The following is a 13,878-nucleotide window of genomic DNA, read 5'->3' on the forward strand; positions in this document are numbered from 1 at the left end:
CCGCGCAACCGGATTCGGAGCCCCTGCCAATGCCCGACATGCCGCCAGCCCATCCCTTCGATTTCGACGCCGTGACCGACGGCGACAAGCTGCACGAGGAATGCGGCGTCTTCGGCGTCATCGGCCCGCCCGACGCCGCCAACTTCGTCGCCCTCGGCCTGCACGCCCTGCAACACCGCGGACAGGAAGCCGGCGGCATCGTCGCGCATGACCCCGAACAGGGCTTCAACTCGGCCCGGCGCTTTGGCTATGTGCGCGACAATTTCACCAAGGCCAGCCTGATGGAAACCCTGCCCGGTCCGGTGGCCATCGGGCATGTGCGCTATTCCACCGCCGGCAAGAAGGGGGCGGCGATCCGCGACGTGCAGCCGTTCTTCGGCGAGTTCTCGATGGGCGGGGCCGCGATTGCGCACAACGGCAACATCACCAATGCCGACGAGCTTCGGCGCGAGCTGATCGACCGCGGCTCGATCTTTCAATCCTCGTCGGACAGCGAATGCATCATCCACCTGATGGCGCGCTCGCTGCAACGCGACATCCCGGCCCGGATGGAGGACGCGCTGCGCCGCGTCGAGGGCGCCTTTTCCATCGTCGCCATGACCCGCACCAAGCTGATCGGCGTGCGCGATCCCCTGGGCGTGCGCCCGCTGGTGCTGGGGCAGCTGGGCGACTTCTGGGTGCTGAGTTCCGAGACCTGCGCGCTCGACATCATCGGCGCCAAGTTCCTGCGCGAGATCGAGCCGGGCGAGATGGTGGTGATCACCGCCGACGGGGTCGAGAGCCGCCGCCCGTTCCGCCCGCGCCCGCCCCGGTTCTGCATCTTCGAACACGTCTATTTCTCGCGCCCCGATTCGATCATCGGCGGACGCTCGGTCTATGAAACCCGCCGCCAGATCGGGGTCGAACTGGCCCGCGAGGTTCCTGTCGACGCCGATCTCGTCTGCCCGGTGCCCGACTCGGGCACCCCCGCGGCGATCGGCTATGCGCATGAGTCCGGCATTCCCTACGGCATGGGCATCATCCGCAACCAATACATGGGCCGCACCTTCATCGAGCCGACCGAACAGATCCGCAACATGGGCGTGCGCCTCAAGCTCAACGTCAACCGCGCCCTGATCGAGGGCAAGCGCGTGATCCTGGTCGACGACAGCGTGGTGCGCGGCACGACCTCGCGCAAGATCAAGGACATGATCCTCGACGCGGGGGCCGCCGAGGTGCATTTCCGCATCGCCTCCCCCCCGACCGCCTGGCCGTGTTTTTACGGCGTCGACACGCCCGAACGCTCCAAGCTTCTGGCCGCCTCGATGAGCGAGGACGAGATGCGCGACTACCTCGGCGTCGACAGCCTGCGCTTCATCTCGCTCGACGGGCTTTATCGCGCGGTCGGCGAAGCCGCCGGGCGCAAACCCGATTGCCCGCAATACTGCGATGCGTGTTTCTCGGGCGAATACCCGGTCGAGCCGCGCGACATGATCGCCAAGGGCTTCGAACTGAAGGCGGCGCAATAGGCCGCGGGCGCACGGTTAACCGGATCGCAACCGGCATGTGACCAGACTTGCAGGGTCCGACACAGCCCCGCAGGTCATCATGGCCGACCCAGCACGCACGCCGCATGGCGGCGCCCCCAACGCTTTCGTTGCCGAACAGGCCACCCAGCCCGACGTGCTGGTGCTCGACCAGGTGGCGCTGATCGGCCTCGCCGGGGCCGAGGACGACCTGCGCGCCCTGATCCGGATGCCGGACGGCACGATCCTGACCGGCAAACAGGCCCAACGCACCGCCATCGGCAAACTGCTCGAAGTGTCGCGCGCCGGGGTGGTGGTGGAACTGCCCAACGGCAACGCCACCTTCCTGGGCGTCGCGCGGCACGGCTGAGGCTTGCGCAAGGCACGACCGGGCGGCAAGCTCACCCGATGAGCATGCCGGACCCCCACACCGAATACCTCGCCCGACTGCCCGCCGACCAGTGCGCGGCGCTCACCGCCCTGTCGGCGCGCATCCGCACCCGACTGCCGCGGGCCGAGGCCTGCATCTCCTACGCGATGCCGGCCTTCCGCGTCACCTCCAGCACCGGCAAACCGGCCATCGCGGCGGGCTTCGCCGCCTTCACGCGGCATCTCGGCTTCTACCCCTTCTCCGGCAGCATCGTGCCACAGCTCGCCCCCCGCCTTGCCAAGGCCGGGTTCAAGACCTCGAAAAGCGGTGTCACCTTCACGCCCGGCCACCCCCTGCCCGACTGGGCGCTGGACGACCTCATCCGCCTGCGCCTGGCCGAAATCGGCTGAACCACCCCCCCCCGGGATTGGCTCCGCCCCCTCTGGACACCGCCCCGCCCCGGTGAGATACCCGGCCCGGCAAGACGGAGGACATCATGCCCGACAAGATCGCCCTGATCACCGGCGCCTCGCGCGGCCTGGGTGCCGCGCTGGCGGTGGAACTGGCCCCGACCCACCATATCGTCGCGGTCGGGCGCACCACCGGCGCGCTCGAAGAGGTCGACGACCGCATCAAGGCCGCGGGCGGCGAGGCCACGCTTGCTCCGATGGACATCACCAATGCCGACGCGATGGCGCAGCTTTGCCGCGCCGTGCACGACCGTTGGGGCAAGGTCGACCTCTGGGTCCATACCGCGATCGAGGCCATGCACCTGACCCCGGTGCCGCATATCGAGGGCAAGGACTGGACCAGGACACTGGCCGTCAACGTCGACGCAACCGCCCGCCTGATCGCCTTCGTCGCGCCGCTTCTGGGCGAGACCGGAACGGCGGTGTTTTTCCGTGACGACCACGCCGGCGAGAAATTCTTCGGCGGTTACGGCGCGACCAAGGCCGCCCAGATGGCCCTGGCCGAAAGCTGGCGCGCGGAAACCACCAGGATCGGCCCTCGCGTGGTGATCGTCGACCCCCGCCCGCTGGCCACCGCCATGCGCGCGCGCTTTTTCCCTGGCGAAAAACGCGACGCGCTGATCCCGCCCGCCGATGAGGCAAAACGCCTGCTGCCCGAAATCATCGGCTGACCCGCGCCTTCATCTTGGCCGAAATACTCCGGGGGAGCGTCCGGTTTGCCCGGCAAACCGGACGCTGGGGGCAGCGCCCCCATGAACACGGCCTGCGCGCCGCAGGCGCACCTTCTGCCTAACCCTGATCCCGGTCGCGCAGCAATTGCCGCAGCATGCCGTGAAAGCGCTGCACATCGCTGCCGGTCAGCCCCAGCCGCGACCACATGTTGCGCAGCACAACCTTCATCCCCGGCGCCTTGGACGGCGGAAAGAAGAACCCCGCCTCCTCCAGCCGCGCCTCGTAGTGCTGGGCCAGCTTCTCGACCTCGATGACGCTGGCGGGATCGGTGTTGGCCTGAACCTCATGCACCACGTCGCCACCCTGCCGGCGCCACTCATAGGCGATCAGCAGCACCGACTGGGCCAGGTTCAGCGAGAAGAACTCCGGGTTCACCGGCACCGTGATGATCGCGTTGGCACGCGCGATGTCGGCGTTTTCCAGCCCCGCGCGCTCGGGTCCGAACAGGATCGCCACCTTGCGCCCCGCCGCCACCAGCCGGCGCGCCTCGGCCATCGCGTGTTCGGGGCTCATCACCGGCTTGGCCAGTTCGCGCCCGCGCGCCGTGGTGGCGAAGACGAAATCGCAATCCCCGATCGCCGCGGGCAGGTCGTCATGCGCCGTGGCCGCGTCCAGCACCCGCCCGGCACCCGAGGCCATCGCCACCGCGCCGGGGTTGGGCCAGCCGTCGCGCGGCGCCACGAGGCGCATCCGGTCCAGCCCGAAATTCAGCATCGCGCGCGCCGCCGCCCCGATGTTCTCGCCCATCTGCGGGCGCACCAGCACGATCGCCGGGCTCGGCCCCACGCCCCTGTCGCTCATCTCGCGTCCCTCGTTCATCGCCGGGGTGATACGCCCAAGCCACGGCCAATGGCAAGGCGTCGGCATCGCCCGCGATAGCCAAGGCGAAAAAAACCGGCTATGGAGCGGCGACACCCGCGAAGGAGCCGAAAATGGCCGAAACCGAGCAGCCCAAGCTCTACCTGATCACCCCGCCCGACATTTCGCTTTCGGGCTTTCCCGAAGTGCTCGCCCGCGCGCTCGACACCGTCGAGGTCGCCTGCGTGCGCCTTGCCCTGGCCAGCCGCGACGAGGACCGGATCGCGCGCGCCGCGGATGCCTGTCGCGAGGTCACCCATGCCCGCGACATCGCGCTGGTGATCACCGATCACGTGCTCATGGTCGACCGCCTCGGGCTGGACGGGGTGCATTTTTCTGACGGCCCCCGGCACGTGCGCAAGACCCGCGCCGATCTTGGCGCCGATTCCATCGTCGGCAGCTTCTGCGGCGCCTCGCGCCATGACGGCATGAACGCGGGCGAGATGGGCGCCGATTACGTGTCGTTCGGCCCGGTCGGCGCCACCGCGCTGGGCGACGGCACCACCGCACCGCGCGACCTGTTCGAATGGTGGAGCGAGATGATCGAGGTGCCGGTGGTGGCCGAAGGCGGGCTGACCGAGGCACTGGTGCGCGACCTTGCGCCGGTCACGGATTTCCTGGCCCTGGGCGAAGAGGTCTGGCGCACCGACGACCCGATCGCCACGCTGGTCCGGCTGGCCAGGGCGCGCGGTTAGGCAGCCTTTGCGCGTTCGGCCTCGAAGCGCGCGCGGATCACCGCCTCGCAATGCGCCGCCAGCGCCTTGCGGTCGGCGAAATCGGCCACCGCCACCGGCTCGTGGTAGATCAGCTTGACCTCGCCCTGGCGCAGCCGCGACACCACCTTGATGAAATGCGGCCCCAGCGTCATCTGCCCCCACCAGGCATAGAACCGCGGATCGGCCCCCTTGGGCGCGGTATAGACGATGGTGACCGGCTGCACCCGGGTGATGTCGCGCAGCGCCGGATCGGCGAAGGCCGCGAACAGCGTCGGCTTGAACGGCAACACCCGCTGGCCGTCCGACGAGGTGCCCTCGGGAAAGAAGTTCAGCCGCTGCCCGGCCAGCACCCGGTCGCGCAGATCGACGATCTGGGCGGCCGAGCCGCGCCGGCTGCGGTTGATGAACAGCGCGCCGGAAAACCGCACCAGCCGCCCCACCACCGGCCAGCCCGCGACATCGTCCTTGGCCACGAAATAGACCCGGTGACGGGCATAGATCGCGAAAATGTCGAGCCACGAGGAATGGTTCGCCACCACCACGCCCGCGGTCTGCATCGGCGTGCCTTCGGTGCGCACCCGGATGCCGAAAATCGCCATCGACACGGCGAAAAAACCCTGGATCATCCGGTGCGTGATCGGGCGATGCGCGCCGAACGCCAACGGCTCGACCAGGCGCACCAACAGCCCCGACGCATAGACCACCACCATCCACAGCAGGAACAGCACGATGCGCGCACCCGCCAGCACCTTGCCGGCGAGCGACACGTGCAGGTCGGGCTTCGGCGCGGCATCATCCCAAGTATAACTCACCCGCGCAGCCCCCGGCCGAACATCTCGCGGGTGCGCGCCGGCACCTGGTCGAGATCGACGATGATGCAGACATCGGTGGTGTTGAACGGCCGGTCGACGAACGCCCCCTCGCCCACGGTGCCGCCCAGGCGCAGATAGGCCTTGATCAGCGCCGGCATCTGGCGCATCGCCGCCTTCTGGTCGATCGCGTCGCGGGGCATCAGGTCCATCCGGTGATAATGCGGCGCCAGCGCCCGGGTGCGCAGTTCCGGCGGCGCCAGGTGCTCGTGGTGCAGGTAGGACAACGGCAGTTTCAGCGCGTCGATATTGGTGCCATGAAAGCTGGCCACGCCGAACATCACCTCGATCCCGTGCGTCAGGGTATAGTCGAGCAGCCCTTGCCACAGCCGCTTGAGCGCCTCGCCGCCGCGATAGTCGGGATGCACGCAGGACCGGCCCAGCTCCATCAGCTTGCGGCCCGAGGACTTGAGCGCGGTCAGGTCGTATTCGGCCTCGGAATAATACCGCCCCGCCGCCGGCATCTGGTCGTCGCGCATCAGCCGATAGACTCCCACCGCCGGCGCGCCCGGCCGCGCCTTGTCGCGCAACAGCAGGTGATCGAAATAGGGGTCGAACTCGTCCCGCTCGAGCCGCGCGGCATGATCGACCAGCGGGCCGTCGCCGCCAAGCTCGTCGATGAACACATCGTAGCGCAGGCGCTGCCCGGCAAGGATATCCGCCTCGTCCGTCGCGAGGCAAATCTCGAACTCTGGGTCGGGTTTCAGCATACCGGCGCGGGTTCCTTCCTGCGGTCTTCTAAAACGTTTCATGGCCAAGTTGAAACACAACTTGATGCCGAAAGGCACGCAACACCCAGCCGTCGCGGGCGACCCGACACATAGTCGAGAACAAATGCGATGTCGAAACGGTTTATGGCATCCTGCGTTGAAATGAACGCCCGCCTCCGCACGGCCCTGCGCCATGCCGGGGCGCGCGCGCCGGTCGTGAGCGCCAGGCACCGGCAGCACGCAGCGGGGCTGGGCAAGCGGCAGGGTTGAATCCCGTTGCGGTTGTGATAGCCTGCCGTCAGACCCCTCAAGTTGAACCGAGGCGCATGGCCGCTCACCGCTCGACCACCAGTTCCAGTTCGACCCGCGCGGCAAGGATCACCACCTTGCCGGCATGTTCGAAATTCACCGTGATCCGACCGGCGATATTGGACTGCACCTGGCCCAGCCCCCAGTCGGGCCGCGCCGGGTGGCGCACCAGCACCCCCGGTTCATATAATGCGGACAGATCGGTCATGATCCTTTCCCTTTCGACACGGTCCCCGGCATGAGCACTGGCGACGGCCCGGACCTCGTGGCCCTGGTCGGCTCGCGCATCGCCCATGACCTTATCAGCCCTTTGGGCGCCATCGGCAATGGCGTCGAACTGCTCGAGCTTACCGGACTCGACACGCCCGAGATCGGCCTGATCGCCGACAGCGTGGCCAGCGCCAATGCCCGCATCCGGCTGTTTCGCATCGCCTTCGGCGCGGCCCACCCCGGGGCCACGGTTCCGGCCCGCGAAATCGCCGCCCTGACCGCCCCGACCCCCGGCGCGCGGGTGGCGGTCGACTGGCAGGTGCCCGGCGATGTGGCGCGCGGCCCGGCCAAGCTGGCGCTGCTGGCCCTGATGTGCTGCGAAAGCGCGATGCCGCGCGGCGGGCGCATCACCGTCACCGCCTCGGGCGACGCCTGGCAGGTCAGCGCCGACGCGCCCCGCCTCGCCCCCGACCCGGCGCTGTTCGCGGCGCTGACCGATCCCGACACGCCCGCGGACATCACCCCGGCCCAGGTCCATTTCGCCCTGATCGGCCCCGAGGCCCGCGCCCAGGGCCGCCGTCTCGCCGCCCAGGCCTGCGAAACCGCCCTCGTCCTGACGTTCTGAACGCTCAGGGCCGGATCGTGCCGTCACCCTCGACGACATACTTGAAGCTGGTCAACTGCTCCGCTCCCACCGGTCCGCGCGCATGCATCTTGCCGGTGGCGATGCCGATCTCGGCGCCCATCCCGAACTCGCCCCCATCGGCGAACTGCGTCGAGGCATTGCGCATCAGGATCGCGGAATCGAGCCGCTCGAAAAACCGTGCCGCCGCCGCGTCGTCCTCGGTCAGGATCGCCTCGGTATGCTGCGAGGAATAGCGCCGGATATGGGCGATGGCCGCGTCGATATCGTCAACCAGCTTCGCCGCCATCACCGTGTCGAGAAACTCGCGGCCCCAGTCGTCCTCCTGGGCCTCGACCGACCCTGTCAGCCCCGGCCCCACCCGCATCTCGATCCCCGCCGCGATCAATTCGTCGATCACCTGCTGGCCAAGCTCCCGCGCCTCGCGGTGGATCAAAAGGCACTCCGCCGCGCCGCAGATGCCGGGCCGCCGGGTCTTGGAATTCAGAACCACCGCGCGGGTCTTGTCGGGGTCGGCGGCCTTGTCGACATAGACATGCACGATGCCCTCGAGATGGGCAAAGACCGGCACCCGCGCCTCGCGCTGCACCAGCCCCACCAGCCCCTTGCCGCCACGCGGCACGATCACATCGACATGCTCGGTCATGGTCAGAAGCGAACTCACCGCCGCCCGGTCGCGCGTCGGCACAAGCTGGATCGCATCAGCAGGCAGGCCCGCCGCGCCCAGCCCCTCGACCAGGCAGGCATGGATCGCGCCTGACGAATGGAAACTCTCGGACCCGCCGCGCAGGATCACCGCGTTGCCCGCCTTCAGACACAGCGCGCCCGCATCCGCCGTCACGTTCGGGCGGCTCTCGTAGATCACGCCGACCACGCCCAAAGGCGTGCGCACCCGCTTGATATGCAGGCCCGAGGGCCGGTCCCACTCGGCCATCACCTGCCCGACCGGATCGGGAAACCCGGCCACGGCGCGCAAGCCCCCGCAAATGCCCTGAATACGCGCCTCGTCCAGCATCAGCCGGTCCATCATCGCCGCCGACAAGCCCTTGTCGCGGCCATAGTCCAGGTCCTTCGCATTGGCCGCGACGATCTCGCCGCGCCGCGCCCAGACCGCATCCGCAGCGGCATCGAGCGCGCGCGCCTTCGCCTCGGCCGGGGCATAGGCCAGATCCGCCGCCGCCGCCCGCGCCCGCCGGCCGATATCCTGCATCATCGCGTGAATGTCGCCCTGGTCCTTCACGAAGGTCTCCTTTCGAAACGCCGCCATTCTGCCCCCGCCCGATGCCAAGGTCAAAGACCCATTTGCGCTTCATCTTGGCGGCAAATACTCATATCCGAGGGCCCGAAGGGCCCGAGACATAGAGCGCGCCGCAGGCGCACCGCATGACGGGCTCACATCGCCATGTCGTCGCGGTGGATCAGCGCGGCGCGGCCCGGATAACCCAGCGTCTCCTCGATCCGGTCCGAGCGTTTGCCGATCAGCGCGCGCGCCTCCTCGGCGGTGTAGCGCACCAGCCCGGCGCCGATCCGAACCCCCTCGGGGTCGAGGATATCCACCGGATCGCCACGCCCGAACCGGCCTTCGACCGCCGTCACCCCCGCAGGCAGCAGCGACTTGCCCTGGCCCAGCGCCCGCGCGGCCCCGGCATCCAGCCGCACCGAGCCGCGCGGCTTCATCGACCTTATCCAGTGCTTGCGCGCCGAGGCCGGCGTGGTGTGCGCCTTGAACAGCGTGGCCGGCGCGCCGGTTTCCAGCGCGCCCAGCGGCGACAGCCGCGAGCCTTCGGTGACGATCAGGTCGCAGCCCGCCGCGGTGGCGGTCCTGGCCGCCATCAGCTTGGTCTTCATGCCGCCCTTGGACAGGCCCGTGCCCGCATCGCCCGCCGCCGCCAGCATCGCCGGGGTGATGTCCTCGATCACGTCATAGCGCGTGGCCGTCGGGTCTTCCCTGGGGTTGGCGGAATAGAACCCGTCGACATCCGACAACAGCACCGTCAGGTCGGCCCCGATCGTCACCGCCACCTGTGCGGCCAGCCGGTCGTTGTCGCCGAACCGGATCTCGTCGGTCGCCACCGTGTCGTTCTCGTTCACGATCGGCACCGTGCCCAGCCCCAGAAGCGTCTCGAGCGTCGCCCGCGCGTTGAGATAGCGCCGCCGGTCCGCCGAATCCTCCAGCGTCACCAGCACTTGCGCCGCGGTGATGCCCAGGGGCGCCAGCACCTCTTCATAGGCGCGCGCCAGCCGGATCTGCCCGACCGCCGCCGCCGCCTGGCTCTGCTCCAGCGCAAGGCTCCCGGCGGGCAGCCCCAGCACGCCGCGGCCCAGCGCGATCGAACCGGACGAGACCAGCACCACATCCGCCCCGCGCGCCTTCAGCCGCGCCACGTCGGCGGCCAGCGAGGCCAGCCAGTCCGAGCGCAGCGCGCCGCTGTGGCGGTCCACCAGCAGCGCCGAGCCGATCTTGACGACGATGCGCCGGGCCTGGCTCAGGGATGCCACGCGTCATCCTCCCCGCCGGTCTCCCCGGCGCGTGTCTGGCGCAGCCGGTCGGCCCCGATCTCGGCCCTGAGCGCGCGCAGCACCTCGGTCACGCCCTCGTGCGACACACCCGACATGACCAGAACCGGCCCGCCGGTCGCCGCCTCCAGCGCCGCGCGGCGCGCGGCAATGTCCTCGTCAGTCAGCGCATCGGCCTTGTTCAGCACCGTCACCCGGGGCTTTTCGGCCAACACCCCGCCATAGGCGTCAAGCTCGCCGATGATGGTGCGCCAGTCGGCCACCACGTCCTCGGCGGTGCCGTCGACGAGGTGCAGAAGCACCGAACAACGCTCCACATGGCCCAGGAACCGGTCGCCCAGCCCCCGCCCCTCGTGCGCGCCCTCGATCAGGCCGGGAATGTCGGCGACCACGAATTCCACCCCGTCGACCCCGACCACGCCAAGGTTGGGCACCAGCGTGGTAAAGGGATAATCCGCGATCTTGGGCCGCGCGTTCGATGTGGCGGCGAGAAAGGTCGACTTGCCCGCGTTGGGCAGGCCCAGCAGCCCCACGTCCGCGATCAGCTTGAGACGCAGCCAGATGGTGCGCTCGACCCCGGGCTGGCCGGCGTTGGCGCGGCGCGGCGCCTGGTTGGTCGAGGTCTTGAAATGCAGGTTGCCAAAGCCGCCATTGCCGCCCGAGGCCAGCGTGACCCGCTGCCCCACCTCGGTCATGTCGGCCAGCACCGTCTCTTCGTCCTCGTCGAGGATCTCGGTGCCCACCGGCACGCGCAGCACGATGTCGTCGCCGGATTTGCCGGTGCGCTGGCTGCCTTGCCCCGGTTGGCCGTTCTTGGCAAAGAAATGCTGCTGATAGCGAAAGTCGATCAGCGTGTTCAGCCCGTCGACCGCCTCGGCCACCACGTCGCCGCCGCGCCCGCCGTCGCCGCCGTCCGGCCCGCCGTATTCGATGAATTTTTCACGCCGGAAACTGACGCAGCCGCCCCCGCCCGCGCCCGAGCGGATGTGAACCTTGGCGAGATCGAGGAATTTCATGTCGTTGCGCCCTTGTCGTTCGCAGATGCGATAGAGGGAAACGCCGCCACGCTCAAGGGGCGGCGCAAATCCCGCCCGGTTTCACGCCGGCCGCATCAGCCGGAACGTCCGGGTGGGAAAGCTCCCGCCGCGCACCCGGCTCTCGCCCATCGAGGCCGGTCCCTCGACGAAGCCCAGCTTGTCCAGCACCCGGGCCGAGCCGGGGTTGTCGGTGAAGGTGCTGGCCCCGATCGCCGGCCAGTCGTACCGCGCCCAGGCATGGGCAATCAGCGCGCGTCCGATCTCGGTGGCGAAACCCCGGCCCCAGTGGGCGCGCGCGAACATGTAGCCCAGTTCCACCGCGTCCTGCTTGACGCTGACCCCCATCATCCCGACCAGCGCGCCCTCGTGAATGACCGGCCCGCCAAGCCCCATCTCCGGGTCCATCGGCGCGCACCGGCTGGCGGTGAACGCCCGGTCCGGCGGCCAGGGCCAGGTGGCGGTGTTTCTGACCACCGCGAAATCCGACACCAGCGCGTGCATCGCCGCAAGGTCCGCGGGGCGCGACCGGCGCAGGGTCAGCCGCGCGGTGGCGATCTCAGCCTGCATGCCGCGCCTGCCACTCAGCCCGGTGCAGGATCACCCGGTTCAGCACCACCTCGGCCCGCTGCGCCCGGCTCATCACCCGGTCCTGCCCGTCCGCGACAAAGCCCAGCCCCGCCAGCACCCGCGCCGAGGCCGCGTTGCCCTCGAAATAGCCCGAGGTCAGCGCCGCCGCGTCGCTGCTGGCGAAAAACCGCGCCACCACCGCCGCCGCCGCCTCGCGCATGTAGCCCTTGCCGTGATGCGCCCGGCCCAGCCAGTAGCCCAGCCCGTCAGCGGCGCCGATCACCCCGGCAAACCCCTGATCGTCGAAGATGCCCAGCGCCGCCAGCGGCGCGGCACCCTTTTGGTGGTCGAGAAACGCAAGCGCGTCGGCTTCGCCATAGGGATACGGCACCACCGTCAGCCATTTCGACACGTCATAGTCATCGAGCGCCGCCACCAGCGCCGGCACATCCGCCCGCACAAGGGGGCGCAGGCGCAGCCGGCGGGTGCGCAGCGTGACGGGCGGCGGGGCCACCCGCCTCAGCCCATCTTGCGGATATAGGTCCAGGTCGGCACGTTGGCGCCGCGCGCGATCGAATGCGCCTCGGCGTCGCCGATATAGGCAAAGCCCGCGTTGGTCAGCACCCGCGCCGAGGCGGCGTTGTCCTGAAACACTTCCGCGAACAGCGCCACGTTGCCCAGCGGGTTGGCCGCGACCAGCGCGCGCACCGCCTCGGATGCCAGCCCGGTGTTCCAGAACCCCGGCGCCACCCAATAGCCCAGCTGCGACTGGCCCCGGTCCATGCGCGTCAGGCTGATCACCCCCAGCACCTCCTGGCCCGGCCCGTCGGCGCCGTCGCCGGTGCCATCCATGATCCACACGTCTTCGTCCCGCTCGGGCGACAGGGCGCGGGCGATATAGCCCTCGACCAGCCCCGGCGGCAGCGGATGCGGGATCGAGCGGGTGCCCTCGGCCACCCGCCGGTCACCGGCATAAAGCGTGATCAGCCCCGCGTCGGCCTTGCGCGGCGGCCTGAGCACGAAGCGCCCGGCCTCCGTCGCGATCGTCTTCTGCTCGATCGTCGTGTCTTTCGCCACGGCTTTCCCTCCTCCGAAAGGCGTGAACAGATCCTTCATATGGGCCGCCGCGCGCATCGGCGGCGGTCGCTTCACATGATTATGATCCGCTGAGATCGTGAACATTGCGTGACCCTCCTCCGGCCCTGCAACCCCGAATTGAAAAGGGGACCGGCGTTTCTGCCGATCCCCTCCGAATGCGTCTGTCCGGGTTTCGGCTTACTCTGCGGCCTCCGCCACCGGGAGAACCGAAATGAAGGTGCGGCGCTTGAGACCCTTGGTAAAGGTCACCTTGCCCTCGACGGTCGCAAAGATGGTGTGATCCTTGCCCATGCCGACGCCCTCGCCCGGCCACATCTTGGTGCCGCGCTGACGCAGGATGATGTTGCCCGGAATCACGGCCTCGCCGCCGTATTTCTTGACGCCAAGGCGGCGACCGGCAGAGTCGCGGCCGTTGCGGGAGCTACCGCCTGCTTTCTTGTGTGCCATCTCGCTCTCTCCTTACTTCGCCAGCTTCTTGGCCTGTTCGACCCAGCCTTCACGCTCGATCCGGCCCTTGAAGGACAGTTTCTCGTCCATTTCCGCGATGTCGGCGTCCGACCAGCCCGCGATCTGGGCAAAGGTGGTGACACCGGCCTCGTGCAGCTTTTTCTCCAGCGCCGGGCCGACACCCGACAGCGCCTTGAGATCGTCGGCACCCGCGGCTTCGGCCTTGGGCGCGGCTTTCGCCGGCTTCTCGGCCTTGGCTTCGGCCTTTTTCGGCGCCGCCTTCTTGGCGGGCTTGGCCGCCTCGACCGCGCTGGCCGAGACCGAACCGGCGCCGACCGCGGCCATCACGCCCGACTTGTCGGCACCCTTCTCGAGGATGTCGGTCACGCGCAGCAGCGTCAGCTGCTGGCGGTGGCCCTTGGTGCGCTTTGAGCCATGCTTGCGCCGGCGCTTGACGAAATGGATGACCTTGTCACCCTTGATCTGGTCGATCACCTCGGCCTGGACGCCGGCACCGTCGACAAGCGGCGTGCCCACGGTCGCGCCGACCATGAGAATCTCGTTGAATTGAATTTTATCGCCCGCGGCAGCGGCCAGTTTTTCCACGCGCAGCACATCGCCGGCCTGGACCCTGTATTGCTTGCCGCCGGTCTTGAGGACCGCAAACATATGATCTTCCTTCATTTTCCCGCGTCCTTCGGCCCCGGCTCAGCGGCGTTCATCGGGTGTGTCGCCACCCCCGGCCTCAAACAGCGCGCCCTTGTCGGGGCGTGATTGACGTGTAACCGGCGGGGCGATCCCCGTCCGGGAGCCGCGCTTA

At 68.9% G+C, this 13,878-nt stretch carries 18 protein-coding genes; 6 read left to right on the plus strand and 12 right to left on the minus strand.

What is annotated here, in order from left to right:
• Positions 1-38: 38 nt before the first annotated feature.
• From purF to FVF75_RS01265, 4 genes are all read left to right on the plus strand, one after another.
• Positions 39-1,508, plus strand: coding sequence for an amidophosphoribosyltransferase (purF, locus tag FVF75_RS01250; protein WP_148376443.1), 1,470 nt, complete (start codon positions 39-41; stop codon positions 1,506-1,508).
• A 79-nt stretch (positions 1,509-1,587) separates the two neighbouring features.
• Entirely contained in the window at positions 1,588-1,875 is a 288-nt protein-coding gene (locus FVF75_RS01255; RefSeq protein WP_148375935.1) for a hypothetical protein, read from the plus strand.
• 38 nt (positions 1,876-1,913) lie between these two features.
• A complete protein-coding gene (locus FVF75_RS01260; RefSeq protein ID WP_148375936.1) occupies positions 1,914-2,285 on the plus strand; it encodes an iron chaperone in 372 nt (123 codons plus the stop codon).
• 86 nt (positions 2,286-2,371) lie between these two features.
• Positions 2,372-3,016 carry an SDR family NAD(P)-dependent oxidoreductase gene (locus FVF75_RS01265; RefSeq protein ID WP_148375937.1) on the plus strand — a complete coding sequence of 215 codons (645 nt, stop codon included), beginning with the start codon at positions 2,372-2,374 and terminating at the stop codon, positions 3,014-3,016.
• Positions 3,017-3,134: 118 nt separating this feature from the next.
• On the opposite strand, the gene FVF75_RS01270 is transcribed toward FVF75_RS01265, so the two are convergent.
• On the minus strand, positions 3,135-3,896 hold the full coding sequence (locus tag FVF75_RS01270) for an RNA methyltransferase (RefSeq protein ID WP_246137964.1): 762 nt from the start codon (positions 3,894-3,896) through the stop codon (positions 3,135-3,137).
• Positions 3,897-4,009: 113 nt separating this feature from the next.
• Between FVF75_RS01270 and FVF75_RS01275 the strand changes: the two genes are divergently transcribed.
• Positions 4,010-4,630, plus strand: a complete 621-nt coding sequence (locus FVF75_RS01275) for a thiamine phosphate synthase (RefSeq protein WP_148375938.1) — start codon at positions 4,010-4,012, stop codon at positions 4,628-4,630.
• Here FVF75_RS01275 and olsA read toward each other — a convergent pair.
• The 3 genes from olsA to FVF75_RS01290 all read right to left on the minus strand — a co-directional run bounded on the left by olsA (position 4,627) and on the right by FVF75_RS01290 (position 6,747).
• Complete coding sequence (gene olsA, locus FVF75_RS01280; protein ID WP_246137965.1) at positions 4,627-5,463, minus strand: lyso-ornithine lipid O-acyltransferase; 837 nt, start codon at positions 5,461-5,463, stop codon at positions 4,627-4,629. The two genes, FVF75_RS01275 and olsA, sit on opposite strands and share 4 nt — an antisense overlap.
• On the minus strand, positions 5,460-6,230 hold the full coding sequence (gene olsB, locus FVF75_RS01285) for an L-ornithine N(alpha)-acyltransferase (RefSeq protein ID WP_148375939.1): 771 nt from the start codon (positions 6,228-6,230) through the stop codon (positions 5,460-5,462). Before olsB ends, olsA begins: the two co-directional genes overlap by 4 nt.
• A gap of 334 nt (positions 6,231-6,564) precedes the next feature.
• Positions 6,565-6,747 (minus strand): DUF3553 domain-containing protein, encoded by a 183-nt coding sequence (locus tag FVF75_RS01290; RefSeq protein WP_148375940.1) that lies wholly within the window; start codon positions 6,745-6,747, stop codon positions 6,565-6,567.
• 30 nt (positions 6,748-6,777) lie between these two features.
• Between FVF75_RS01290 and FVF75_RS01295 the strand changes: the two genes are divergently transcribed.
• Positions 6,778-7,374: a histidine phosphotransferase family protein gene (locus FVF75_RS01295; protein ID WP_148375941.1), complete on the plus strand. Its 597-nt coding sequence runs from the start codon at positions 6,778-6,780 to the stop codon at positions 7,372-7,374.
• Positions 7,375-7,378: 4 nt separating this feature from the next.
• Here the strand turns inward: FVF75_RS01295 and FVF75_RS01300 are convergent, their stop codons facing one another.
• From FVF75_RS01300 to FVF75_RS01335, 8 genes are all read right to left on the minus strand, one after another.
• Entirely contained in the window at positions 7,379-8,632 is a 1,254-nt protein-coding gene (locus FVF75_RS01300; RefSeq protein ID WP_148376446.1) for a glutamate-5-semialdehyde dehydrogenase, read from the minus strand.
• A gap of 152 nt (positions 8,633-8,784) precedes the next feature.
• On the minus strand, positions 8,785-9,891 hold the full coding sequence (gene proB, locus FVF75_RS01305) for a glutamate 5-kinase (protein ID WP_148375942.1): 1,107 nt from the start codon (positions 9,889-9,891) through the stop codon (positions 8,785-8,787).
• Positions 9,879-10,925 carry a GTPase ObgE gene (obgE, locus tag FVF75_RS01310; RefSeq protein ID WP_148375943.1) on the minus strand — a complete coding sequence of 349 codons (1,047 nt, stop codon included), beginning with the start codon at positions 10,923-10,925 and terminating at the stop codon, positions 9,879-9,881. The genes proB and obgE overlap by 13 nt, the downstream gene beginning before the upstream one ends.
• Before the next feature lie 81 nt (positions 10,926-11,006).
• Complete coding sequence (locus tag FVF75_RS01315; protein ID WP_148375944.1) at positions 11,007-11,513, minus strand: GNAT family N-acetyltransferase; 507 nt, start codon at positions 11,511-11,513, stop codon at positions 11,007-11,009.
• Positions 11,503-12,027 (minus strand): GNAT family N-acetyltransferase, encoded by a 525-nt coding sequence (locus tag FVF75_RS01320; protein WP_187392947.1) that lies wholly within the window; start codon positions 12,025-12,027, stop codon positions 11,503-11,505. Before FVF75_RS01320 ends, FVF75_RS01315 begins: the two co-directional genes overlap by 11 nt.
• Positions 12,028-12,032: 5 nt before the next feature.
• The gene (locus FVF75_RS01325; protein ID WP_246137966.1) at positions 12,033-12,590 is read right to left on the minus strand and encodes a GNAT family N-acetyltransferase; all 558 of its coding nucleotides are present in this window, start codon (positions 12,588-12,590) and stop codon (positions 12,033-12,035) included.
• A 198-nt stretch (positions 12,591-12,788) separates the two neighbouring features.
• Complete coding sequence (gene rpmA / locus FVF75_RS01330) at positions 12,789-13,058, minus strand: 50S ribosomal protein L27 (protein ID WP_148375946.1); 270 nt, start codon at positions 13,056-13,058, stop codon at positions 12,789-12,791.
• A gap of 12 nt (positions 13,059-13,070) precedes the next feature.
• Positions 13,071-13,727 carry a 50S ribosomal protein L21 gene (locus tag FVF75_RS01335; protein ID WP_148375947.1) on the minus strand — a complete coding sequence of 219 codons (657 nt, stop codon included), beginning with the start codon at positions 13,725-13,727 and terminating at the stop codon, positions 13,071-13,073.
• Between the last annotated feature and the right edge of the window lie 151 nt (positions 13,728-13,878).

The sequence above is a fragment of the Maritimibacter fusiformis genome, from assembly GCF_008086115.1.
In the GTDB taxonomy this organism is placed as follows: Bacteria; Pseudomonadota; Alphaproteobacteria; order Rhodobacterales; family Rhodobacteraceae; genus Muriiphilus; species Muriiphilus fusiformis.